This window comes from Roseomonas nitratireducens (assembly GCF_017813355.1).
Taxonomy (GTDB): Bacteria; Pseudomonadota; Alphaproteobacteria; order Acetobacterales; family Acetobacteraceae; genus Neoroseomonas; species Neoroseomonas nitratireducens.
This window is the reverse complement of sequence record NZ_JAGIYZ010000001.1, coordinates 410,887-432,697: the sequence shown is the minus strand read 5'-3', so window position 1 is coordinate 432,697 and position 21,811 is coordinate 410,887. Positions and strand designations below refer to the sequence as shown.

19 protein-coding genes and 1 tRNA gene are annotated in these 21,811 nt (G+C 72.4%); 18 read left to right on the top strand and 2 right to left on the bottom strand.

Annotation, left to right across the window (positions count from 1 at the left end):
• Positions 1 to 64: 64 nt before the first annotated feature.
• From J5Y09_RS01990 to J5Y09_RS01920, 15 genes are all read left to right on the top strand, one after another.
• Positions 65 to 1,066: a TRAP transporter substrate-binding protein gene (locus J5Y09_RS01990; RefSeq protein WP_209350029.1), complete on the top strand. Its 1,002-nt coding sequence runs from the start codon at positions 65 to 67 to the stop codon at positions 1,064 to 1,066.
• Entirely contained in the window at positions 1,063 to 1,626 is a 564-nt protein-coding gene (locus J5Y09_RS01985) for a TRAP transporter small permease (RefSeq protein WP_209350028.1), read from the top strand. Before J5Y09_RS01990 ends, J5Y09_RS01985 begins: the two co-directional genes overlap by 4 nt.
• A 7-nt stretch (positions 1,627 to 1,633) precedes the next feature.
• A complete protein-coding gene (locus J5Y09_RS01980) occupies positions 1,634 to 2,932 on the top strand; it encodes a TRAP transporter large permease (RefSeq protein ID WP_342451378.1) in 1,299 nt (432 codons plus the stop codon).
• A 4-nt stretch (positions 2,933 to 2,936) separates the two neighbouring features.
• On the top strand, positions 2,937 to 3,779 hold the full coding sequence (locus J5Y09_RS01975; RefSeq protein ID WP_209350026.1) for an NAD-dependent epimerase/dehydratase family protein: 843 nt from the start codon (positions 2,937 to 2,939) through the stop codon (positions 3,777 to 3,779).
• Positions 3,769 to 4,596, top strand: coding sequence for an aldose epimerase family protein (locus tag J5Y09_RS01970; RefSeq protein WP_209350025.1), 828 nt, complete (start codon positions 3,769 to 3,771; stop codon positions 4,594 to 4,596). The genes J5Y09_RS01975 and J5Y09_RS01970 overlap by 11 nt, the downstream gene beginning before the upstream one ends.
• Positions 4,597 to 4,616: 20 nt before the next feature.
• On the top strand, positions 4,617 to 5,780 hold the full coding sequence (locus J5Y09_RS01965; protein WP_209350024.1) for an FAD-dependent oxidoreductase: 1,164 nt from the start codon (positions 4,617 to 4,619) through the stop codon (positions 5,778 to 5,780).
• The gene (locus tag J5Y09_RS01960; protein ID WP_209350023.1) at positions 5,777 to 7,387 is read left to right on the top strand and encodes an acyl-CoA dehydrogenase family protein; all 1,611 of its coding nucleotides are present in this window, start codon (positions 5,777 to 5,779) and stop codon (positions 7,385 to 7,387) included. Before J5Y09_RS01965 ends, J5Y09_RS01960 begins: the two co-directional genes overlap by 4 nt.
• Positions 7,388 to 7,455: 68 nt before the next feature.
• On the top strand, positions 7,456 to 9,030 hold the full coding sequence (gene crtI, locus J5Y09_RS01955) for a phytoene desaturase family protein (RefSeq protein ID WP_209350022.1): 1,575 nt from the start codon (positions 7,456 to 7,458) through the stop codon (positions 9,028 to 9,030).
• 14 nt (positions 9,031 to 9,044) lie between these two features.
• Positions 9,045 to 10,625 (top strand): phytoene desaturase family protein, encoded by a 1,581-nt coding sequence (locus J5Y09_RS01950; protein ID WP_209350021.1) that lies wholly within the window; start codon positions 9,045 to 9,047, stop codon positions 10,623 to 10,625.
• Between the two features lie 32 nt (positions 10,626 to 10,657).
• A complete protein-coding gene (locus tag J5Y09_RS01945; RefSeq protein WP_342451377.1) occupies positions 10,658 to 11,440 on the top strand; it encodes a lysophospholipid acyltransferase family protein in 783 nt (260 codons plus the stop codon).
• Positions 11,437 to 12,540, top strand: coding sequence for a glycosyltransferase family 2 protein (locus J5Y09_RS01940; RefSeq protein ID WP_209350019.1), 1,104 nt, complete (start codon positions 11,437 to 11,439; stop codon positions 12,538 to 12,540). Before J5Y09_RS01945 ends, J5Y09_RS01940 begins: the two co-directional genes overlap by 4 nt.
• Positions 12,541 to 12,634: 94 nt before the next feature.
• Positions 12,635 to 14,260, top strand: coding sequence for a squalene/phytoene synthase family protein (locus J5Y09_RS24180; protein WP_245216733.1), 1,626 nt, complete (start codon positions 12,635 to 12,637; stop codon positions 14,258 to 14,260).
• Between the two features lie 2 nt (positions 14,261 to 14,262).
• A complete protein-coding gene (locus tag J5Y09_RS01930; RefSeq protein WP_209350018.1) occupies positions 14,263 to 15,492 on the top strand; it encodes a hydroxysqualene dehydroxylase in 1,230 nt (409 codons plus the stop codon).
• A complete protein-coding gene (locus J5Y09_RS01925) occupies positions 15,489 to 16,829 on the top strand; it encodes an aldehyde dehydrogenase family protein (RefSeq protein WP_209350017.1) in 1,341 nt (446 codons plus the stop codon). Before J5Y09_RS01930 ends, J5Y09_RS01925 begins: the two co-directional genes overlap by 4 nt.
• Before the next feature lie 24 nt (positions 16,830 to 16,853).
• Positions 16,854 to 17,426 (top strand): GNAT family N-acetyltransferase, encoded by a 573-nt coding sequence (locus tag J5Y09_RS01920; protein WP_209350016.1) that lies wholly within the window; start codon positions 16,854 to 16,856, stop codon positions 17,424 to 17,426.
• Positions 17,427 to 17,433: 7 nt separating this feature from the next.
• Here the strand turns inward: J5Y09_RS01920 and J5Y09_RS01915 are convergent, their stop codons facing one another.
• Positions 17,434 to 18,837, bottom strand: a complete 1,404-nt coding sequence (locus J5Y09_RS01915) for a phenylacetate--CoA ligase family protein (RefSeq protein WP_209350015.1) — start codon at positions 18,835 to 18,837, stop codon at positions 17,434 to 17,436.
• A gap of 128 nt (positions 18,838 to 18,965) precedes the next feature.
• Here J5Y09_RS01915 and J5Y09_RS01910 point away from each other — a divergent pair, with 128 nt between their 5' ends.
• Positions 18,966 to 19,388, top strand: a complete 423-nt coding sequence (locus tag J5Y09_RS01910; RefSeq protein WP_209350014.1) for a hypothetical protein — start codon at positions 18,966 to 18,968, stop codon at positions 19,386 to 19,388.
• A gap of 9 nt (positions 19,389 to 19,397) precedes the next feature.
• Here J5Y09_RS01910 and J5Y09_RS01905 read toward each other — a convergent pair.
• Positions 19,398 to 19,480, bottom strand: a tRNA-Leu gene (locus J5Y09_RS01905).
• A gap of 91 nt (positions 19,481 to 19,571) precedes the next feature.
• Between J5Y09_RS01905 and J5Y09_RS01900 the strand changes: the two genes are divergently transcribed.
• Together J5Y09_RS01900 and J5Y09_RS01895 are read left to right on the top strand one after the other, a co-directional pair.
• Positions 19,572 to 21,068, top strand: a complete 1,497-nt coding sequence (locus J5Y09_RS01900; RefSeq protein ID WP_209350013.1) for a tripartite tricarboxylate transporter permease — start codon at positions 19,572 to 19,574, stop codon at positions 21,066 to 21,068.
• A gap of 23 nt (positions 21,069 to 21,091) precedes the next feature.
• Positions 21,092 to 21,724, top strand: a complete 633-nt coding sequence (locus J5Y09_RS01895; RefSeq protein WP_209350012.1) for a flavin reductase family protein — start codon at positions 21,092 to 21,094, stop codon at positions 21,722 to 21,724.
• The last annotated feature ends 87 nt before the right edge of the window (positions 21,725 to 21,811 follow it).

Genomic DNA, 21,811 nt, shown 5'->3' with positions numbered 1-21,811 from the left:
CCCAACTGCTATTGCAGTTGAACATGAGGGACGGCCGACCGTCCCCGCAGGAGGAGGAGCATCCATGACCCCCACCACCGGGCGGCGCCGCCGCAGCCTGTTCGCCGCCGTCGCGGCCGCAGCCCTTGGCGTGCTCGGCCTCGCCGCGACACCCGCCGCGGCCCAGGAATGGCGCGGCTGGAACATCCATGCGGCCGACTATCCGAACGGCGTCGGCATGGACGCCTTCACGCGGCTGGTGGCGGAACGGACCAACAACCGCATCCGCATGCGCACCTTCCATTCGGCGCAGCTCGGCCAGCAGGACGAGGCGATCCAGCAGATGCGCCTCGGCACCATCGACTTCGCCAACTTCAACCTCTCCCCCTTCAACAACCTGGCACCGTCCACCAACGTGGTGACGCTGCCCTTCCTGTTCCGCGACGTCGGGCACATGCAGCGCGCCATCGACGGCCCGGCGGGGGAGGCGATCGCCCGCGACCTCGAGGCGATCGGCATCGTCGCCCTGTCCTGGTACGACGCGGGCGCGCGCAGCCTGTACACGACGCGCCCGGTGCGCGCGCCGGCGGACCTGCGCGGCATGAAGATCCGCGTGCAGACCTCCGACCTGTGGATCGACCTGATGCGCGCGCTCGGCGCCAACCCGACGCCGCTGCCCTTCGGCGAAGTGTTCACCTCCCTCCAGTCCGGCGTCATCGACGGGGCGGAGAACAACTGGCCGTCCTATGAATCGACCCGGCACTTCGAGGTGGCGCGCTTCTACTCCACCACCGAGCATTCCAACGTGCCGGAGGTGCTCGCCGTCTCCGCCCAGCGCTGGCGCCGGCTGAACGAGCAGGAACGCGCCATCCTGCGCGACGCGGCGCGGGAATCCGCCGCCATCCAGCGCCGCTCCTGGGCGGACCGCGAGCGCGTCTCGCGCGAGCGGGTGGTCGCGGCCGGCGTGACGGTGATCGAGATCGCCGACCGCGCCCCCTGGGCGGCGCTGATGGAACCCGTCTACGCGAAGTATGCCGCCGATGCGCGGCTGGCGGAGCTGGTGCGCGCCATCCGCGGGATGCAGTGAGCACCGCGCCGAACGCGACGCCGGGGGCGGAAGAACCCCCGGCGCTGCGCGCCTTCACCCGCGCGCTCGACATCCTCTCGGCGCTGACCGTGGGGCTGGCGGGCGTGGCCCTCGTCGTGCTGATCGCGATGATGGGATGGCTGGTCTTCGGCCGCTACGTGCTGAACGACACGCCGACCTGGATCGAGCGCGCGGCGACGCTCGCCATCCTCGCCATCGCCATGCCGGTCGCCGCCGTCGGCGTGCGCGAACGCTTCCACCTTTCGGTCCTCGGTCTGCGGGAAGCGCTGCCGCCGGCCGCGCAGCGCTGGATCGCGATGGGCTGCGACGCGCTGATGGGGCTGTTCGGCCTGGGCATGGCGATCTGGTCCTGGGAACTGGTCGGCACGGTGGCGAATTTCCGCATTCCGCTGCTCGGCATCAGCCAGGGCTGGACCTACGCGCCGATGGTCGTCGGCGGCGCGCTGATGACGCTGTATGCCATCGAGCAGGTGCTGCACGACATCTACCGCCACGACGCGCCCGAGAAGCGCGGCGTCGCGGCCGCCTTCCTGGAGTAGCCCGCCCGTGGAATTCGGCCTCATCCTGATCTTCGTCGTCTTCGGCGTGCTGGTGATGGCCGGCGTGCCGGTCGCCTTCTGCCTGGGCATCGCCGCCGCCGCGGGCTTCATCTACGAAGGGCTGAACCCCGCCGTCGTCTTCCAGCAGATGGCCTCGGGCATGAGCATCTTCGCCCTGCTCGCCATCCCCTTCTTCATCTTCGCCGGCGAGATCATGCTCCATGGCGGCATCGCGCGACGGCTCGTCGCCCTCGCCTCGGCCTGCGTCGGCTGGATGCGCGGCGGGCTCGGCATGGTCGATGTCTCGACCTCGATGCTGTTCGGCGGCATCTCGGGCTCGGCGGTCGCCGACACCTCGGCCACCGGGACCATCCTGATCCCGGCCATGAAGGCCAAGGGCTACGGCGTGGACTACGCGGTCTCGCTCACCGTCACCTCCTCGATCGCCGGCATCCTCATCCCGCCCAGCCACAACATGATCCTGTACTCGCTGGCGGCGGGCGGGGGGATCTCGGTCTCGGCGCTGTTCATCGCGGGCATCGTGCCGGGGCTCGTGATGTGCCTCAGCCTCGGCGTCGCGGCCTATGTCATGGCGGTGAAGCGCGGCTATCCGGCCGATGCCTGGCGCGGCTTCCGCCACCTCGGCTGGACCTTCGTCGATGCCCTGCCCGGGCTGATGACCGCCGTCATCATCCTCGGCGGCGTGCTGTCGGGCATCTTCACCGTGACCGAAAGCGCGGCCTTCGGGGCGATCTGGGCGCTGCTCGTCACGCTTCTGGTCTACCGCGCCCTGTCCTGGGCGGATTTCGTCATCGCCGTGCGGGCGAGCGTGCGCACCACCTCGGTCGTGTTCCTGCTGGTCGGCACCGCGACCGCCTTCGCCTGGCTGCTGGCGATGTACCGTCTGCCGGACATCCTGACGGAGGGGATGCTCGCCATCAGCAGCAACCCCATCGTCATCCTGCTGATGATCAACGTCTGCCTGCTGCTGCTCGGCTGCGTCATGGACATGGCCGCGCTCATCCTCATCACCACGCCGATCTTCCTGCCCGTCGTCGTCGCCATCGGCATGGACCCGGTGCAGTTCGGGATGGTGATGATGATGAATCTCGGCCTCGGGCTGACGACGCCGCCGGTCGGCGCCGTGCTCTTCGTCGGCTGCGCCATCGGCCAGATCCCGATGGAGCAGATCATGCGCACCATCATCCCCTTCTGGGGCGCGATCCTTTTCGCGCTGATGCTCACCACCTACTGGCCGGCCATGTCCCTGACCCTGCCGCGCCTGCTGCTCGGCTACGGAGGCTGACGCCATGACCGCACCCGCCAAGCCCGTCCTTCTCACCGGCGCCTCGGGCAACCTGGGGCGCCACCTTGCCGCGGCACTCGCGGCGCAGGGCTGGCGGCTGCGCCTGACCGACATCATCCCCTTCCCCGACGCCATTCCCGCCGGCGCGACCTTCGTGAAGGCGGACCTGAACGACGGCGTCGCGCTGATCCGCCAGGCGGAAGGCTGCGGCGCCATCCTGCATTTCGGCGGCGTGTCCGTGGAAAAGCCGTTCGAGGAGGTGCTCGGCCCCAACCTCCGCGGCCTCTATCACGTGTACGAGGCCGCGCGGCGCGAAGGCGCGCGCGTGATCTTCGCCAGTTCCAACCACTCGATCGGCTTCCACGAACGCCCGACCGGGAACAGCGAGAGGCTCGACTTCGACTGCGCCTTCCGCCCGGACGGCTACTACGGCCTGTCCAAGGCCTATGGCGAGTTGATGGGCCGGATGTACTGGGACAAGCACGGGGTCGAGAACGTCAACCTCCGCATCGGGTCCTGCTTCCCCAAGCCGATCGACCGGCGGATGCTCTCCACCTGGCTGTCCTATGGCGACCTCACGCGCCTCATCGAACGCTGCGTGCTTGCGGAACGCGCCGGCCATGCCGTGATCTGGGCCTGTTCCGACAACCCTGCCTCCTACTGGGGGAAGGACCATCGCGATCGCATCGGCTGGGCGCCGCAGGACAGCGCCGAGCCCTGGCGGCCGGAGGTCGGCTCCATCACCGCCGACCCGGTGACCGAGCGCTACCAGGGCGGCGGCTACACCGCGATCGAGTATTCCCGCCCCGCCCCCTCCCCGCGCGACTGCTTCTCGCTTGACGATTGAGGCCGGCGCGGTCGCGCTCGCCGCCGGCGACTGGGCGGTCGCGATCGACCCGGCGCGGGGCGCGGCCGTCACGCGCCTCGCCTTCGCCGGCCAGGACCTGCTGGCCGACGAGCCCGCCTTCTGGATGATCCCCTGGGCCAACCGGCTGGATGGCGGGCGGCTCGGCCGGCATCGCCTGCCGGTGAACCGGCCGCAGGACGGCACGGCGATCCATGGCCTGTCGCGCGACCGCCCCTGGCAGGTCGCGGCCCAGGCGCCCGATTCGGCGACCCTGGCGCAGGAGGTGGACGCCGCGCCCTACCGCTACGCCGCGCGGCTCGGCATCCGCGTCACGCCGGATGCCGTCACGCTCGACCTCGCCATCGTGAACCTGGGGGAGGAAGCGCTGCCCTTCGGCGCCGGCTGGCACCCCTGGTTCCGCCGCCCGCCCGGCACGTGGCTCGGCTTCCGCGCGACGCATCGCTGCCGGCACGATGCGCGGACGCTGCCCGTCGCCGCCGACCTCGTCCGGGGGCTTTCGGGCGGGGAGGAAGCCTTCCTCGGCCTCGACACGCATTTCACCGGCTGGGACGGCGCGGCCCGAATCGCCTGGCCGGGGCTCGCCCTGGCGCTGGAAGCGACCGGCGCGCTCGCCACCAACCTGCAGGTCTATGCCCCGCGCGACCGGGCGGTGCTCTGCGTCGAGCCCTGTTCCCACCTGCCGGACGCGCCGAACCGGCCGGACCTGGCCGATCTGGGCCCGATGCGGCTGCTCGGCCCCGGGGAAATCTTGACCGGGCGCATATCCATGACAGCGGAGTGTTCACACCTGCCCTAGGCCGGGGCATAGGATGGCGCATGGCCTCCTCCCCCACCGCCCTGGTCCTCGGCGCCGGCATCATGGGCCTTTCGGCCGCCTGGGGCCTGGCCCGGCAGGGCTACGCCGTGCGCGTGCTGGACCAGGACCCGGTGCCGAATCCGCGCGGCGCCTCGGTGGACCACCACCGGCTGATCCGCCACGCGTATGGCGCGCAGGCCGGCTACATGCGGATGGTCGACCCGGCCTATGCCGCCTGGGACATGCTGTGGCGCGACCTGGGGGAAGTGCTGCACGTGACGACCGGCGTGCTCGCCGTCTCCGGCGGCACGGCCGGCTGGCTCGGTGACAGCCGCGCGGCGCTGGCCGCCGACGGCCGCGCCTTCCAGGACCTGTCGCCCGCCGAGATCCCCGCCCGCTACCCGATGCTGACGCAGGCCGGCATCGGCGCGGCCTTCCACATGGCGCCGGGCGGCGTGCTGCTGGCCGAGCGCATCGTGGCGGGCCTCGCGCGGCACCTCGCCGCCCGCGGCGTGGCATTCGCCCGCGCCCGCGCCGTCGATGTGATGCCGGAAGCCGGCGCGCTGCGCCTTGCGGACGGCAGCGTCGAATCGGCGGACCTGCTCGTGCTCGCCGCCGGCCCCTGGGGCCCGCGCCTGCTGCCCGCCGCCCTGGCCCCGCGCGTCGTCGCTTCCCGCCAGATCCTGGTTCGGCTGGAACCGCCCGCCCGCCATGCGGAGGCCTGGGCGCGCGCGCCCATGCTGCTCGACCTCGCGGAGGAAGGCGGCTTCTACGCCGTGCCGCCGGTCGCGGGCACGCCGCTCAAGATCGGCGACCACCGCTTCTCCCGCACCGGCGACGCCGAGGCCGACCCGCGCGAGGCCACGCCGGCCGAGGCGGAGGAGATCCTCGCCTTCGCCCGCCCGCGCATCCGCGACCTGGGTGAGTACCGCATCCTCGGCGCCCGGGCCTGCTACTACGACGTCGAGGATGGCGAGCGATTCGTGGTCGAGCCGCTGGGGGGCCGCGCCTTCGTCATGTCCGGCTTCACCGGCCATGGCTTCAAGTTCGCGCCGCTGCTGGGCCTCGGCCTCGCCGCCGCGGCGCGCGACCCCGCGCTGACGACGAACCTGGTCCCCTGGGCGGCGGGCGAGGCGCCGCCGGCGCCCGGGCTGCTGGCCGCCATCGAGAGCATTCCCGCATGAGCAGCACCGCCGCCACCGACCTGATCTTCGGCCTGACGCGCATCGTCGGCCTGCCCGCGCTGACCGACCGCGCCGGCGCGCCGCTCTCGGCCGCGGACATCGCCCAGATCGTCGAGGAAGCCGACCGCTTCTGCCGGGAGGTGCTGCAACCGAACGCCCAGGCCGCCGACCGGCAGGGCGCGGTCTACGCCAACGGCACCGTCACCACGCCCTACCGCGACGCCTACGCCAAGTGGATGGAAGGCGGCTGGCAGTCGCTTTCCGCCCCCGTCGAGCATGGCGGACAAGGGCTGCCCGCCTCGCTCTGGACCGCGATGACGGAGCTCGGCATGGCGGCCGACACGTCGTTCATGCTGGGCCCGCTGCTGACCGCGGGCGCGATCGACTGCCTGGTGCATCACGCCACACCCGACCAGGCGGCGCGCTGGCTGCCGCCCATGGTCAGCGGCGAATGGACCGGCGCGATGTGCCTGACGGAGCCCAATGCCGGCAGCGACCTCGGCGTGCTGCGCGCACGGGCGGAACCGCTGGGCGAGGGCAAGTACGCGCTGCACGGGCAAAAAATCTATATCACCTGGGGCGAGCACGACTGCACCGGGAACATCCTCTACCTCGTGCTCGCAAGGCTGCCGGACGCGCCGCCGGGCTCGAAGGGCATCAGCCTGTTCGCGACCACCAAGGTGAAGGCGGACGGCACGCGCAACGCGCTGCGCTGCGGCGGCATCGAGCGCAAGATGGGCATCCATGCGAGCCCCACCTGCGTCATGCTGTTCGAGGGCGCGGAGGCGGAGCTGGTGGGCGAGCCGCATCGCGGCCTGCCGGCGATGTTCGCCATGATGAACAACGCCCGCCTGGGCGTCGGCACGCAGGGGGTGGCGCATGGCGCCGCCGCGCTGCGGCTCGCGGAAGCCTATGCCGCGATGCGCGTGCAGGGTGGGCGGCCCATCGCCGACCACCCGGACGTCGCGCGCATGCTGATGGAGATGCGCAGCGTCACGCTCGCCGCGCGGCTGCTGGCGCTGGAGACCGCCGCCTGCGTCGACCGCCACGCGCTGCTGGGCGACGCCGCGGCGCAGAACCGGCTCGCGCTGCTGACGCCGATCCTCAAGGCCTGGGGCACGGACCGGGGCGTCGAGACGGCGTCGACCGGCATCCAGGTGCATGGCGGCATGGGCTTCGTCGAGGATGCCGGCGCCGCCCAGGTGCTGCGGGACGCCCGCATCGCCCCAATCTACGAAGGCACCAACGGCATCCAGGCGATCGACCTGCTGGTGCGCAAGCTGGCCAAGGATGGCGGGGCGGAGATGCGCGCCCTGCTGGATGAGGTGAAGCGCGTGCCCGATGCGCGGCTGCGCGCCGCCGCCGCCGCGCTGGAAGCCGCGACCGGAACGGTGCTGGCCGCCCAGGGCCGGGATGCCGATGCCGGCCAGTCGGTCGCCGTCGCATACCTGGACGCGGCGGGCTGGGTGCTGGGCGGCTGGATGCTCGCCCGCGCCGCCGCCGAGGATCCTTCCGCCTACGGTCCGGCCGCGGATTTCTACCTCCGCCGCCTGCTTCCCCGCGCCACCGGGCGCTTTGCCGAGATCGAAGGGGCCCTCGCGGCATGAGTCGTGCCCTTGCACCCCGGCCCGACGGGGCAATCTTGCGGCAACCTTGGTAAAGACGAATGAGCCGGATGAACGCCCCTCTGCCAGCCATCGCCCGCACCCGCCCGCGCGTCGCCGTCATCGGCGCCGGCCCGGGCGGCCTCGCCTCCGCCATGATCCTCGCCGCCCAGGGCGCGCGCGTGACCGTCTTCGAGCGGGAAACCGCGGTGGGCGGGCGCACCCGCACCATCTCGACCGAGGACGGCTACCGCTTCGACATCGGGCCGACCTTCTTCCTCTATCCCCGCATCCTGCGGGAGATCTTCGAGAGCTGCGGCGCCTCGCTCGACGACGAGGTCGACCTCATCCGGCTCGACCCGCAATACCGGCTGGTGTTCGAGGGGAAGAACCCGCTCACCATCGACGCATCCCCCGACATCGGGCGGATGGAAGCCGAGATCGCCAAGATCAACCCGGCCGACGCGAAGGGGCTGCGGTCGTTCATGGAGGACAACCGGGTCAAGCTCGAAGCCTTCCGCCCCGTGCTTGAACGGCCCTTCCACGGGCTGATGACCTACCTGGCGCCGGAGGTGATGAACGGGCTGCGCTACCTGCGCCCCTGGGCCTCGCTGGACACCGACCTGAAGCGGCATTTCAGCGACCCGCGCACGCGGCTCGCCTTCACCTTCCAGTCGAAATACCTGGGCATGAGCCCGTTCCGCTGCCCGAGCATGTTCTCGATCCTGTCCTTCCTGGAATACGAGCACGGCATCTTCCACCCGCGCGGCGGCTGCGGCGCGGTGTCGGAAGCCATGGCGCGCGTCGCGACCCGGCTCGGCGTCGAGATCCGCCTGGGCGAGAAGGTCGAGCGCATCGCCTTCGAAGGCAAGCGCGCGTCGGGCGTCGAGGTGGACGGCACGCGCCACGCCGCCGACGCGGTCGTGGTCAACGCCGACTTCGCCCACGCCATCCCGGGCCTGATGCCCGAGGCGCTGCGCCCGCAATGGACCGACCAGAAGATCGAGAAGGCGCGCTATTCCTGCTCGACCTTCATGCTCTACCTGGGCCTCGAGGGCCCGCTGCCGGACCTCGCGCACCACACCGTGCTGCTGGCCGAGGACTACCAGCGCAACCTCGAGCAGATCGAGGGCGGGGTGATCCCGGACAATCCCTCGCTTTACGTCCAGGCCGCGGCGGGCACCGACCCCTCGCTCGCGCCGGCGGGGCATTCGACGCTGTACATGCTGGTGCCGGTGCCGAACCTGCATGGCGGGCAGGACTGGGCCAAGGAAGCGCCGCGCTACCGGCGCCTGGCGCTCGACCGGCTGAAGGCGCTCGGCCTGACTGACATCGAGAGCCGCATCCGCTACGAGAAGGTCGTCACGCCGCAGGGCTGGCAGGACGACTACGCGGTGGGCTACGGGGCGACCTTCAACCTGGCGCACAATGTGCGGCAGATGATGCATTTCCGCCCGCAGAACCGCTTCGGCAAGGCGGAGGGCGTCTATCTCGTCGGCGGCGGCACCCATCCGGGCAGCGGCCTGCCGGTGATCTACGAAGGGGCCCGCATCAGCGCCAAATTGCTGATGGAGGACCTCGGCATGCGGCCGATGGCCGAAAGCGGCGACAGGATTGGCGCCGCGCAGCCCGCGATGGGCGACTGAAGGAGGAATTCGATATGGGTGCGAACGTCGTCGTCATCGGCAGCGGGCTCGGCGGGCTCGCCGCCGCCGCCGTCGCGCAGGCGCGCGGGCACCAGGTGACGCTACTGGAGCGCAACCCCTGGCTCGGCGGCAAGGCGGCCGTCCTGCATCTCGACAACCCGGACGGGCCGGGGCGCTTCCGCTTCGACATGGGCCCGACCATCCTGACCGTGCCGCGCGTGCTGCGCCGGATCTTCGCCGAGGCGAACCGCGTGCAGCAGGACGAGCTGCCGCTGATCCGGCTCGACCCGCAGTGGCGCTGCTTCTTCGACGACAACACGCGCATCGACCTGATGGAGAAGGTGGACACCATGGCGAAGGCCATGGACGCCTTCGCGCCGGGCAAGTCGAACGGCGAGGGCTACCGCAAGTTCCAGGAAGTCTCCCGCCACCTGCACGAGATCAGCGAGCGCTTCTTCTTCTGGAAGCCGGTCGAGGGCATCGGCGACACGATGTCCTTCACCGACAACTTCAAGCCGGAGGTGCTGCGCGACATCCTCGCGCTGCGCATGGGCCGCACCGTCGCGAAGGTGATCCGCGGCCATGTGCCGGACGAACGGCTCGCGCAGATGCTGGACCACTTCACCCAGTATGTCGGCTCGAACCCCTATCTCGCGCCCGCCGTGCTCTGCGGCATCGGCGACATGCAGGCGAGCGAGGGCGTCTGGTATCCGGTCGGCGGCACCCGCGCCGTGGCGGAGGGGCTGGCGAAGCTCGCCCGCGACCTCGGCGCGGACCTGCGCACCGACAGCGAGGTGACCGACATCGAGATCACGAACGGCGCGGTGCGCAGCGTGACCGCGAATGGCGAGCGCATCGCCTGCGACGCGCTGATCTCCAATATGGACGCGATCCGCACCTACACCGAACTGGTGAAGGGCCCGCCCGCCAAGGCGATGCAGAAGCGCGGCTACCAGCCGGCCTGCTCGGGCGTGGTGCTCTATCTCGGGCTGAAGAAGCGCTACGAGCACCTCGCGCATCACTGCTTCGTCTTCTCCCGCGACGCGGAGGAGGAGTTCGACAGCATCTACAAGAAGGGCGAGCCCGCGCCCGACCCGACCGCCTATCTGTGCGCGCCGTCCTGCTCCGACGACACCGTCGCGCCGGAAGGGGGGGAAGCGCTGTACGTGCTGGTGCACACCCCGCATCTGCGCCCGGGCCATGACTGGTCGAAGATGTTCGCGCCCTACCGGCAGAAGATCCTCGACAAGCTGAAGCGCACCGCGGGGCTCGAGGACATCGAGGAGCGGATCGTGGTCGAGCGCGCGCTGACGCCGGTCGACATCCACAACCGCTACAAGGTGCTGGAAGGGGCGATCTACGGCCTCGCCTCGCACGGCGCCTTCCTCGGCGCCTTCAAGCCGTCCAACCGGTCGAAGGCGATCAAGGGCCTGTACCTCGCCGGCGGCGCGGCCCATCCGGGCCCGGGCATGCCGATGGTGATGATGTCGGGCTGGATCGCGGCGGATGCGATGGACCGCGACCTCGGCGGCCGCGGCATGTCCCCCGCGGCGGAACGGGCGGGGCTGCGGGACGCGCTGCTCGCCGCCGAATAATGGCGCGGGCGTCCAAGCCGCACCGTGACCCGGTGACGCTCCGCTCGGAGCGTCACCTCGACTTCTTCAACTTCATGTTCACGCGCTTCACGCGCACGCACATGCGCGCGGTGCGCATCGCGAAATGGGGCCTGCCGGCGGTGCCGCGCGGCGCCCCGGCGGTGATCTTCGCCAACCACCCGTCCTGGTGGGACGGCGTGGCCTTCATGCTGCTGTACCGCCGGCTGCTGAAGGACCGGCCGCTGTTCACGCCCATGGCGGAATGGGCGCTCGACAAATACGCCTTCATGCGGCGGCTCGGCGTCTTCGGGATCGAGACCGGCTCGTCGCGCGGCACCGTCGCCTTCCTGCGCACGGCCGAGCATGTGCTGAAGGACCCCTCGCACATCCTGTGGATGAACGCCCCGGGACGCTTCTGCGACCCGCGGGAGCGGCCCATCCCCATCGCGCCGGGCATGACGCGCCTGCCGGAGATGGCGCCGGGCGCGCATTTCGTCCCGCTCGCGTTCGACTACCCCTTCTGGTCGGAGCGCAAGGCCGAGATGCTCGTCGCCTTCGGCGAGCCGATCCCGGCGGCGACGCTGCTGGACCTGGAACGGGATGCACGCACGGCCCATCTGTCCGCCGCGCTCGGCGCGGTCTGCGACCGGCTCACGGAAGATGCGATCTCCCGCGATCCGGCCAGGTTCGAGACGCTGGTGCAGGGCAAGGAAGGCATGGGCGGCGTCTATCAATTGTGGCGCCGCCTGCGGGCAACGATGCGCGGAGAACGCTTCGACCCCCGCCACGACCATCAGACGGGAGACGCACGGTGAGCCTCGACTATGCCTGGATCGCCTTCGCGCTGGCCATCTTCCCGGCCGCGCTCGGCGCGATCAACCTGCGCCTGGTGCGCGGGCCGCAGGGCGCCGTGCCGGACGGCGCGCTGGTGTCCATCCTGATCCCCGCGCGCGACGAGGCCACGAACATCGAGGGCTGCCTCGCCGCCGCGCTCGCGCAGCAGGGCGTGGCGATCGAGGTCGTCGTGATGGACGATGGCTCGACCGACGGCACGCCCGACATCGTACGCCGCATCGCCGCGGCCGATCCGCGCGTGCGGCTGGTCGAGGCGCCGGCGCTGCCCGAAGGCTGGTCTGGCAAGATGCACGCCTGCGCGCGGCTGGCCGAAGCCGCGCGGGGGACGCATTTCCTGTTCATCGACGCCGATGTGCGGCTGGAACCGCGCGCCGCCGCCGCGCTGTCGGGCCACATGGCGCGCCAGCGCCTCGGCCTCGTCAGCGGCGTGCCGCGCCAGGTCATGCTCACCTGGGGCGAAGGCGTGACGGTGCCGATGATCAACCTGCTGCTGGTGGGCTACCTGCCGGGCGGCGGGCGCGCCTTCACGCGCCATCCCGGCTTCGCCGCCGGCTGCGGCCAGATGATGATGTTCGAGCGTGGCGCCTATGAAGCCGTGGGCGGGCACGGCGCGCTGCGCACCACGCTGCATGACGGGCTGAAGTTCGCGCGGCTGCTGCGCGCGCGCGGCCACCGGACCGAGATCGTGGAGGGCAGCGGCGTGGCGACCTGCCGCATGTACCGGGATTTCGCCGAGGCCTGGCGCGGCTTCCTCAAGAACGCGCGCGAAGGCATGGCGACGCCGGTCGGCCTGCCGGTCTGGACGGTGGTGCTGGCGGGCGCGCATCTGTGGCCCTTCTTCCTGCTGCCCGCCTGGCAGGCGGCGATCGCGCTCGCCATGGTGTTCGGCCTGCGCATGGCGATCACGCGCCGCGCGCGCGAACCGTCCTGGACGATCCTGCTGCATCCCGTCGCCGTGCTGGTCGCGCTGGCCATCCAGTGGACCGCCCTCGTCCGCTTCCTGATGGGCCGGAAGGAAGGCTGGAAGGGCCGTGCCTATGCCGCGCCCGAGGCGACGTGAGCGCCCGCGCGCCGGATCCTCCCCCGGTCGCAAAGAAGGTTGAGGGGGGGTATGGGGGGGAGAAGTTCCCTTCTCCCCCCCACCCTTCGCCGCGATGACCGACACCCCCACCCGCGATTCCACCAGCGAGAACTTCCCCGTCGCCTCGCTGCTGATGTCGCGCGCGCTGCGCCCGAAGGTGCTCGGCTTCTACCGCTTCGTGCGCACGGCGGATGACGTCGCGGATTCGTCATCGCTGACGCCCGCCGAAAAGCTCGACCGTCTCGCAGCCCTCGAACGCGCGCTCGACGACCCCGCCACCGCCGACCCCGCCGCCCGCCCGATCCACGACAGCGGCTGCGGCACGGAGGAAGCGCGCGCGATGCTCGCCGCCTTCCGCCAGGATGCGACGCAGCGCCGCTACGCCGACTGGGCGGCGCTGGAAGCCTATTGCGCCGCCTCCGCCAACCCCGTCGGGCGGATGCTGCTGCGCCTGCATGGCGAAGCCGCCCCCGGCGCGGTCGAGTCCGCGGATGCGCTCTGCACCGCCCTGCAGATCCTCAACCACCTGCAGGACCTGGTCCCCGACCGCGAGGCGATCGACCGCATCTACCTCCCCGAAGCGTGGATGGCGCTGGCGGGCGGCGAGGCCGCCTTCTTCGACCCCGCCAACGCCGAGCGCCGCGCCGTGCTCGACGCCGCGCTGGACCGCGTGGAGGAACGGCTCGACGCGGCGGCGGCGCTGCCGCGGCTGCTGCGCTCGGCGCGGCTGGCGATGGAATCGACGGTGACCATCGCGCTGGCGCGGCGGCTGCTCGCGCGGCTGCGCGCGGCCGACCCCGTGCTCGGGCGCGTGGCGCTGGGCCGCGCGGATTTCGCCCGCGCCTTCGCCGGCGCGCCCTTCCGCGGCCCATCCGATGCCGCGCTGGTGCGCGCGCGCGTCGCCGCCGCCGGGTCCTCCTTCGCGCGGGGGATGTCGGCGCTGCGCGGCGACCGGCGGCGCGCGCTCTGGGCCGTCTATGCCTTCTGCCGGGCGGTGGACGACATCGCCGACGGCGCCATGCCGGAAGCGGAGAAGCGCCGCTTCCTGCAGGACTGGCGCGGCAAGCTCGCGCGGCCCGACTGCGCGCTGTCGCGCGAGCTCGCCCGCGCGCGCGACCGCTACGCGCTGCCGGTCGAGGAATGCGAGGCGATGATCGCGGGCATGGAGACGGATGCCGCGCCCGCGCTGCGCATCGCCGACGGCGCGGCGCTCGACCTGTATTGCCGGCGGGTCGCGGGCAGCGTCGGGGCGATGGCGGTGCGCATCTTCGGCGCGCCGGAAGCGGCGGATTTCGGCCTCGCCCTCGGCCGCACGCTGCAGCTGGTGAACATCCTGCGCGACATGGACGAGGACGCGGCGCGCGACCGCGTCTACGTGCCGCGCGACCTGCTCGCCGCCCATGGCGTGGCGGAAGGCCCGCCCGCGGCGATGCTGGCGGCACCCGGCCTCGCGGCGGCCGCGCGCGTGCTGGCGGCGCAGGCCGAACAGGGCTTCGCGCGGGCGGAGGCGGAACTCGCCGCCTTCGACAACCCGGCGCTGCTGCCCGCGCGCATCATGATGTGGGCCTATCGCCGCATCTTCGACCGGCTGGTCGCGCGCGGCTTCGGCCCGCCGCGCGCCCGGCCGCGGCTGACGGCGGGGGAGAAGGCGCGCATGGCGGCCTATGCGCTGCGCCTCGCGCCCGTGGCGGCGCGCTGACCATGGCGCGGGCGCATGTGGTCGGCGCGGGCGTGGCGGGGCTCGTCGCCGCCCTGGCGCTCGCGCGCGGCGGCTGCGCCGTGACGCTGCACGAGGCGACGCCCGTCGCCGGCGGCCGCTGCCGCGCCCTGCCCGACGGGACGGACAACGGCACCCATGCGCTGATGGGCGCGAACCACGCCGCGCTGCGCTTCCTGGACGCGATCGGCGCGCGCGCGGGCTGGGTGGAACCGGAACCCGGGGGGCTGCCGGTGCTCGACCTCGCGGACGGAGCGGCACGGCGCATCGCGGCCTCGCCGCTCGCCTGGCGCGACCCGGCGCTGCGCCCGCCGGGGCTGACCGCGGGGGGGCTGCTCGCGCTGCTCGGCATGGCGCTGCCGCTGACCGACCGGCCGGTGGCCGAGGCGCTGGCGAAGCACCCCGCATTGCTGCGCGGCTTCGTGGAGCCGCTGACCGTCGCCGCGCTGAACACGCCGGTGGCCGAAGCCTCCTCCGCGCGGCTGGGGCAGGTGCTGCGGCGGCTCGGCGGGGCGGGCGCGGCGCGGCTGCTGGTCGCGCGGGACGGGCTGGGGCCGGACATGATCGCCCCCGCGCTCGCCACGCTGGAAGCCGCGGGTGCGACGATCCGCTTCGGCAGCCGGCTGCGCGCGATGACGCAGGCCGATGGCCGTGCCACGGCGCTGCACCTGGGGGAGGAGACGGTCGCGCTCGCCGAGCAGGACCAGGTGGTCCTCGCCCTGCCGCCCTGGGAAGCCGCGCGGCTGATCACCGGGCTGAAGGTGCCCGAACGCCACGCGCCGATCCTGAACCTGCATTTCGCGCGCGCGGGCGAAGGCCCGGTGCGCTTCGTCGGGCTCGTCGGCGGCCTGTGCCAATGGGTGCTGGCGCGGCCTTCGGGCGTGAGCGTGACGGTCAGCGCCGCGGATGCGGAAACGGAGGAAGCCGTGGAGACCCTCGCCCCCCGCGCCTGGGCGGAAATCCGCCGCGCCGCGCAGGCCTTTGCCCTGGCCGGCGACTGGCCCGAGGCAACGCCCCCCTGCCGCGCGGTGAAGGAACGCCGCGCCACGCCGCGCCACGGCGTCGGCATCCCGCCGCATGCGCCGCGCCGGCCGCTGAAGAACCTCGCCTTGGCCGGCGACTGGACCTGGCACGGCCTGCCCGCGACGATCGAGGCCGCGGCGCGGTCGGGCGAGGCGGCCGCGAAGGCGCTGCTGCCGCGGGGCCGCGCATGACCCCCGCCGAGGCCCTCGCCGCCCTGCGCGCCGCCGAGGCGCGCGACGGCGCGCCCGGCATCGCGCGGCGGCGGGAACTGCTTGCGCGCCTCGCCGCCGAGGTGAAGCGCCGCGCGCATGCCATCGCCGACGCGGCCGCGGCCGATTTCGGCGGGAGGTCGCGGGCGGAAACGCTGCTCGCCGACGTGCTGCTGGTGGCCGATTGCGCGATCCACGCCCGCCGTCGCGTCGCCCGCTGGGCGCGGCCGCGCGCCGCGCACGTGCCCTTCCCCTTCCTGCCCGCGCGGGCCTGGACGGAACCCGTGCCGAAAGGGGTCGTCGGCATCATCGGGCCGTGGAACTACCCGGTGCAGCTCACCCTGGTGCCGGCGGTCGACGCGCTCGCGGCCGGCAACCGCGTGGTGGTGAAGCCGTCGGAACACGCGCCGCGCTGCGCGGCGGAAATCGCGGCGCTGCTCGATGCCGCGCTCGGGGCGGACATGGCGCGCTGCGTCACGGGCGACGCATCGGTCGCGGCGGATTTCGCGGCGCAGCCGTGGGATCACCTCGTGTTCACGGGGGGGACCGAGACCGGGCGGCGCGTCGCGCTCGCCGCCGCCGCCAACCTCGTGCCCGTCACGCTGGAACTGGGCGGCAAATGCCCGGCCATCGTACTGCCGGGGGCGGATCTCGCGCGCGCCGCGCACGACATCCTGATCGGCAAGTCGCTCAATGCCGGGCAGACCTGCGTCGCCCCCGACACGGTGCTGCTGGTGGGCCATGCGCGCGCCGCCTTCGAGGCCGCCTGCCGCGCCGCGGATGTCGCGCCGCCGGAGACCGCGCTGGCGAACCCGTCGCAGGCCGCGCGGCTCGACCGCCTGGCGGAGGGCGCGAAGCTCACGCCGCTCGGCGCCGACGGGCCCGGCCGCCGCCGCGCCGTCGCGCTGGCCGAGGCGCCGGAGGGATCGCCCCTGCTGCGGGAGGAAGTCTTCGGCCCCATCCTGCCGGTCGTCGAGGCGGCCGACCTGCCGGCCGCGCTGGCCTGGGTCGCGGCACGCCCCGCCCCGCTCGCCATCTATCTGTTCGGCGCGACGTCAGCCGAGGAAGCGGCGGTCGCCGCCGGCACGCGGTCGGGTGCCATCGTGACCGGGCGCTGCGTGGAGCATGTGGCCTTCCCCGACCTCGCCTTCGGCGGCGTCGGCGCCTCCGGCATCGGCCGGACGCATGGGGAGGACGGCTTCCGGACTTTCTCGAATTTGAGATCACGGGTGCGTCACGGACGCTTTTCTCTCGCGCGAATCTTCGACCGACCACATGCACCGGTTGCAGAACGTGTGTTAAGGATGCTGGTGCGCTGAATTGTCCGGGTCCATCCTCCCCACATGGTTGTGCTGCCGCAGTCGCTTCCTGCCATAGAGACCGATCGCCTGCGGCTGCGTTGCGCCGAGGAACGTGACGCGGCCGCCATTTCCGGCCTGATGAACGAGGCGATCAGCCGCCGCCTCGCCTCCTGGCCCTATCCCTACACCGTGCCGATGGCCGCCGACCGCATCGCCGGCGTGCGCGTGGCCGCGGCGCAGCGGCGCTCCCTGCCCTTCGTCATCGAACGCCTGTCCGACGGCGTGGTGATGGGCTGGATCAGCATCTCCCGCGCGCCGGGGGAGGACAGCGTGGCGCTGGTCACCTACTGGCTCGGCGATGCCTTCCAGGGCCATGGCTACATGAGCGAGGCGGCGCCGGCCGCGGTGCGGCACGCCTTCGCGCTGCTGGACGTGGCGACGCTGCGCGCGGCGGTGCAGGGGGACAACGACGCCTCTCTCGGCATCGCGCGGCTGCTGGGCATGTCCTCGCTCGGGGAAGGCCGCATCTGGTGCCCCGCGCGCGGGCGGGAGGAAGCCTGCGTGTGGTTCGAGCTGGAACGCCCTGCCGAGATGGCGAAGGCGACGGCGGGCTGAGGCGCGGTCAGCCTTCCGGCACCTCGCAGATAAAGTCCTCGACCTTGCCGGCGGCGGATTTCGGCAGTTCGTCCATCGTCTCGACCGCCACGGCGAAGCCTTCGCCGAACTTGCCCCGCGCCCAGGCGATGACGGCGGCGCGCTCGGCGTCCGTCAGCGGCCGCGCCACGGCGAGCATCACCGTCAGCGCGTCGAAGCCCGTCTGCACGATGCGGTATTGCCGCAGCGCCGGCGCGGCGGCGACCAGCTTCTCGATGTCGCCCGAGGACAGCAGCGGCCAGCGCCGCCCGCCATCGGCCAGGCGCAGCATGTTCTGCCGCCGCCCCATGACGCGGTTGAGCACCGGCAGCCCGCGCCCGCAGGGGCAGGGCGCGCCGGCCTCGGCCAGGTCGCCGATCTCGTAGCGGATCAGCGGCATGGCGAGGTTGTGCAGCGGCGTCACGACGACGCGCCCGACCTCCCCGGCCGCGCAGGGCGTGCCGTCGTCGCGCAGCACCTCCAGCCGCAGCCCTTCGGACTGCACGTGCAGCCCGGCATGGTCGGGGCATTGCAGGGCGAGGTAGCCGGCTTCCCGCGTCGAATAGACATCGACCACGGGCACGCGGAAGGCGGCCTCGATCGCCTTGCGCTGCGGCTCGGCCAGCGCCTCGGAGATCGCGACGACCTGCTTCAGCCGCGGCAGGGGATGCGCGCCGACCTCGGCGGCCAGCCGCGCGAGGATGGAGGGGTGGGAGAGCAGGTAGTCCGGGTCCCGCCGCCGCAGCCATTCCATCTGCAGCGCCGGCGGCGTGGTGACGTTGAGGCTGAACAGCGGCCCCGTCGCGAAGATCGCGGCGGAGGAGAACCCCCAGCCCGCCTGCGTGTCGCCGTCCGGATACGGCGCCTTGCCCGCGCCGCTCTCCCGGATCACGGCGAGGCTGCCGGCCAGGTCCCGCCGGTGCCAGAGATGGTCGCGCAGGGTGAAGGCGCTCCAGACCAGTTCCCACAACTGGCTGCGCACGCCGCGGATCGGCCGGCCGGTGGACCCGGAGGTGAAGATCTCCCGGTACTCGCCATGGCCCTGGGGCAGGCGGTCGGCGAGCAACGCCTCGCTGGCATCCGCCGCCTGGATCTCGGCGCGCGTCAGGATGGGCAGGGCGGCCCAGGCGGCCTCGAAGGCCGCGGCGTCCTCCGGCGGGGGAAATCCGGGCAGGCGGGCGCGCCAGAAGGGCACTTCCGCCCGCGCATGGTCGAGCAGCGCGGCCAGTTGCCGGCGCTGCGCCGCCTCGATCCGCTCCGCCGGCCACCATTGCGTGCGGTCCAGCTGGAAGAGAAGGCCGAGCAGGGACGTTCCTGCAGGGCCGGGCAGGCCCGGCCAGGCGATGCCGGGGGTGGCGGTGGCGACCTCCAGCGGCGGCGCGGTGCGGTCCATGGCGAGGTGTCTCCATCCCCCTTGCCATGACATCGCCACGGCTCCGTGGCAGTTTGTGGACGATTCTTCATGCGGCCGGAACGATTCTTCATGCGGCCGGAATGGGCCGGGGGCCAGGAGGGCATGCGATGCGACCGGTGACGATCAGCGCGGTGCTGCTGGGCGTGGCGCATGTGGCGCTACCCGCCGCAGCGGCGCCGCCCGCCATGCCGGCGGCGGTGCTCGCGGATGGCGGCCAGGGCGTGACGCTCGCGCGCGCCGGGGCGAGCCCCTTCCTCGTTGTGCCCGAGACGTCGAGCGGCGCGCTGCTGCCGGTGGGCGAGGGCGGCGAGGGCGGGCGCGGCCGTTGGCGCCGCCATGGCGGGCCGGGGGTCTATGTGACGCCCTATTGGGGCCCGCCGCCGGGCTACTACTACGCGCCGCCGCCGCCGCGGTACTACCGGCCGCCGCCGCCGGTCTACTACGCGCCGCCGCCGCCCGTGTACTACGCGCCGCCGCCGCCGGTGTTCTACGCGCCCGCGCCGGGGATAAGCCTGAACTTCCGGTTCTGATCGGCGGGATGCCCGCCGGGGGACTCGAACCCCCATGACCTTGCGGCCTGCGGATTTTAAGTCCGCTGCGTCTGCCATTCCGCCAGGCGGGCGACCCGGTCCTGTCATCAAGCCGACGCGGGGCGCGCCGGCAAGGTGGCACGGGATGGTTCACCGCCCGCTCCATCCCTGCAACAGTGGGGCATGGAATCCGTCAACGGCCTCGCTCTCGGCTTCGGCAACGCGCTCACCCTGGCGAATCTCGCCTGGGCCCTGCTCGGCTGCTTCCTCGGCACCGCGGTGGGCGTGCTGCCCGGCATCGGCCCGGCGCTGACCATCGCGCTGCTGCTGCCCATCACCTTCACGGTCAGCGCGACCGGCGCCTTCATCCTGTTCTGCGGAGTCTTCTACGGCGCGATGTATGGCGGCAGCACGACGTCCATCCTGCTGAACACGCCGGGCGAGAGCGGGTCGATCATCACCGCGCTCGAAGGGGCGAAGATGGCGCGCAACGGGCGCGCGGGACCGGCACTCGCCACCGCCGCGATCGGGTCCTTCGTGGCCGGCATGGTGGGCACGCTCGGCATCGCCTTCCTTGGGCCCGTCATCGTGGAATGGGCGCTGGTGCTGGGGCCGGCGGAATACTTCGCGCTGATGGTGCTGTGCTTCGTCACCGTCTCGGCCGTGCTGGGCTCCTCCGCGCTGCGCGGGCTTACGTCCCTCGCGCTGGGTCTGCTGCTCGGGCTCGTGGGGATCGACCTGCAGACAGGCCAGCCGCGCCTGACCTTCGGCGTGCCGGAACTGCTCGACGGCGTGAACGTCGTGCTCGTCGCCGTCGCGCTGTTCGCGGTGGGGGAGGCGCTGCACATGGCCTGGCGCCATGCGGAGGGGAAGGTGGAGGTGCTCGAGGTCGGGCGCCTGACCATGTCGCGGGAGGACGTGAAGCGGTCCTTCTGGCCCTGGATGCGCGGCGCGGGGCTCGGCTTTCCGTTCGGCGTGCTGCCCGCGGGCGGGACCGAGATGCCGACCATGCTGTCCTACTACGCCGAGCGGAAGCTCGCGAAGCCGGAGCACCGCCACGAATTCGGCACCACCGGCGCGATCGAGGGCGTGGCCGGGCCGGAAGCGGCGAACAACGCCGCCGCGGCCGGCATCCTGGTGCCCATGCTGACGCTGGGGATTCCCACCAGCGCGACGGCGGCGATCATGCTGTCGGCCTTCCAGTCCTACGGCATCAATCCGGGCCCCCTGCTGTTCACCCAGCAGGCGGAGCTGGTCTGGACGCTGATCGCGTCCCTGTTCATCGCCAACGTGATGCTGGTGGTGCTGAACCTGCCGCTGGTCGGGCTGTGGGTGCGCATCCTCAAGATCCCCGTGCCGCAGTTGTATGGCGGCATCCTGGTCTTCGCGACGATCGGCACCTACGGCATCTCGAACAGCGTGATGGACCTGGTGATCCTCTACGCGCTCGGCGTCGTCGCGATGTTCATGCGGCGGTTCGACTTCCCCGTGGCACCGGTGGTGATCGGCATGATCCTCGGGCCCATGGCCGAACAGGCGCTGCGGCAGGCGCTGACGATCAGCCAGGGCGACTGGTCCACCTTCGTCACACGGCCGGGCAGCGCCATCATCCTCGGCGTCGCGCTGCTGGCGCTGCTCGGGCCGCGGCTGTGGGTCGCCTGGACCAAGCGCGCGGCCTGAACCTCGATATCGGGACACGATCCATGTTCTACGAACCGCGCAGCGGCCACGGCCTGCCGCACGACCCCTTCAAGGCGATCATCGCGCCGCGGCCGATCGGCTGGATCTCGACGCTGGACAGGCAGGGCCGGGCGAACCTCGCGCCCTATTCCTTCTTCAACGCGGTGCACTCGCGCCCGCCCATGCTGATGTTCACCAGCGAGACGATGAAGCATTCCGCCGCCAATGCCATTGCAAGCGGGGAATTCGTCTTCAACCTCGTCTCCCGCCCGTTGTTCGAGGCGATGAACATCTCCTCCGGCGCGCTGCCGGAAGGGGAGAGCGAATTCGCCGCCGCGGGGCTGGAGCCCGCGCCCTGCCGCGTGGTCAAGGCGCCGCGCGTCGCGGCATCGCCCGCCGCGCTGGAATGCCGCGTGACCCAGTCGATGCAGCTGGCGGATGCGGCGGGCGCGCCGCTCGAGGGCTGGATCATCATCGGGGAGGTGGTCGGCGTGCATATCGACGAGGCCTTCCTGCGCGACGGCCGCTTCGACACGCTCGCCGCCGCCCCCGTCGCGCGCTGCGGCTATCGCGACTATTCGGCGGTGACCGGGATGTTCGAGGCGCTGCGCCCGACCGATGGCGGGTCCTACGCGCTGGGGCAGCGGGACCGGTAGGGGCGACGCCACCAAGGCGCCAGACGCGGCTGCGGCGGAGATCCGCTCGGTTCACGGGCGGCGCGGCTCACGCCGAATTGGCTTCGC

Coding starts and splice junctions, on each gene's coding strand:
- J5Y09_RS01990 (WP_209350029.1), top strand. CDS start 65: ATGACCCCCACCACCGGGCGGCGCCGCCGCAGCCTGTTCGCCGCCGTC.
- J5Y09_RS01975 (WP_209350026.1), top strand. CDS start 2,937: ATGACCGCACCCGCCAAGCCCGTCCTTCTCACCGGCGCCTCGGGCAAC.
- J5Y09_RS01965 (WP_209350024.1), top strand. CDS start 4,617: ATGGCCTCCTCCCCCACCGCCCTGGTCCTCGGCGCCGGCATCATGGGC.
- J5Y09_RS01960 (WP_209350023.1), top strand. CDS start 5,777: ATGAGCAGCACCGCCGCCACCGACCTGATCTTCGGCCTGACGCGCATC.
- crtI (WP_209350022.1), top strand. CDS start 7,456: ATGAACGCCCCTCTGCCAGCCATCGCCCGCACCCGCCCGCGCGTCGCC.
- J5Y09_RS01950 (WP_209350021.1), top strand. CDS start 9,045: ATGGGTGCGAACGTCGTCGTCATCGGCAGCGGGCTCGGCGGGCTCGCC.
- J5Y09_RS24180 (WP_245216733.1), top strand. CDS start 12,635: ATGACCGACACCCCCACCCGCGATTCCACCAGCGAGAACTTCCCCGTC.
- J5Y09_RS01930 (WP_209350018.1), top strand. CDS start 14,263: ATGGCGCGGGCGCATGTGGTCGGCGCGGGCGTGGCGGGGCTCGTCGCC.
- J5Y09_RS01925 (WP_209350017.1), top strand. CDS start 15,489: ATGACCCCCGCCGAGGCCCTCGCCGCCCTGCGCGCCGCCGAGGCGCGC.
- J5Y09_RS01920 (WP_209350016.1), top strand. CDS start 16,854: ATGGTTGTGCTGCCGCAGTCGCTTCCTGCCATAGAGACCGATCGCCTG.
- J5Y09_RS01915 (WP_209350015.1), bottom strand. CDS start 18,837: ATGGACCGCACCGCGCCGCCGCTGGAGGTCGCCACCGCCACCCCCGGC.
- J5Y09_RS01910 (WP_209350014.1), top strand. CDS start 18,966: ATGCGACCGGTGACGATCAGCGCGGTGCTGCTGGGCGTGGCGCATGTG.
- J5Y09_RS01900 (WP_209350013.1), top strand. CDS start 19,572: ATGGAATCCGTCAACGGCCTCGCTCTCGGCTTCGGCAACGCGCTCACC.
- J5Y09_RS01895 (WP_209350012.1), top strand. CDS start 21,092: ATGTTCTACGAACCGCGCAGCGGCCACGGCCTGCCGCACGACCCCTTC.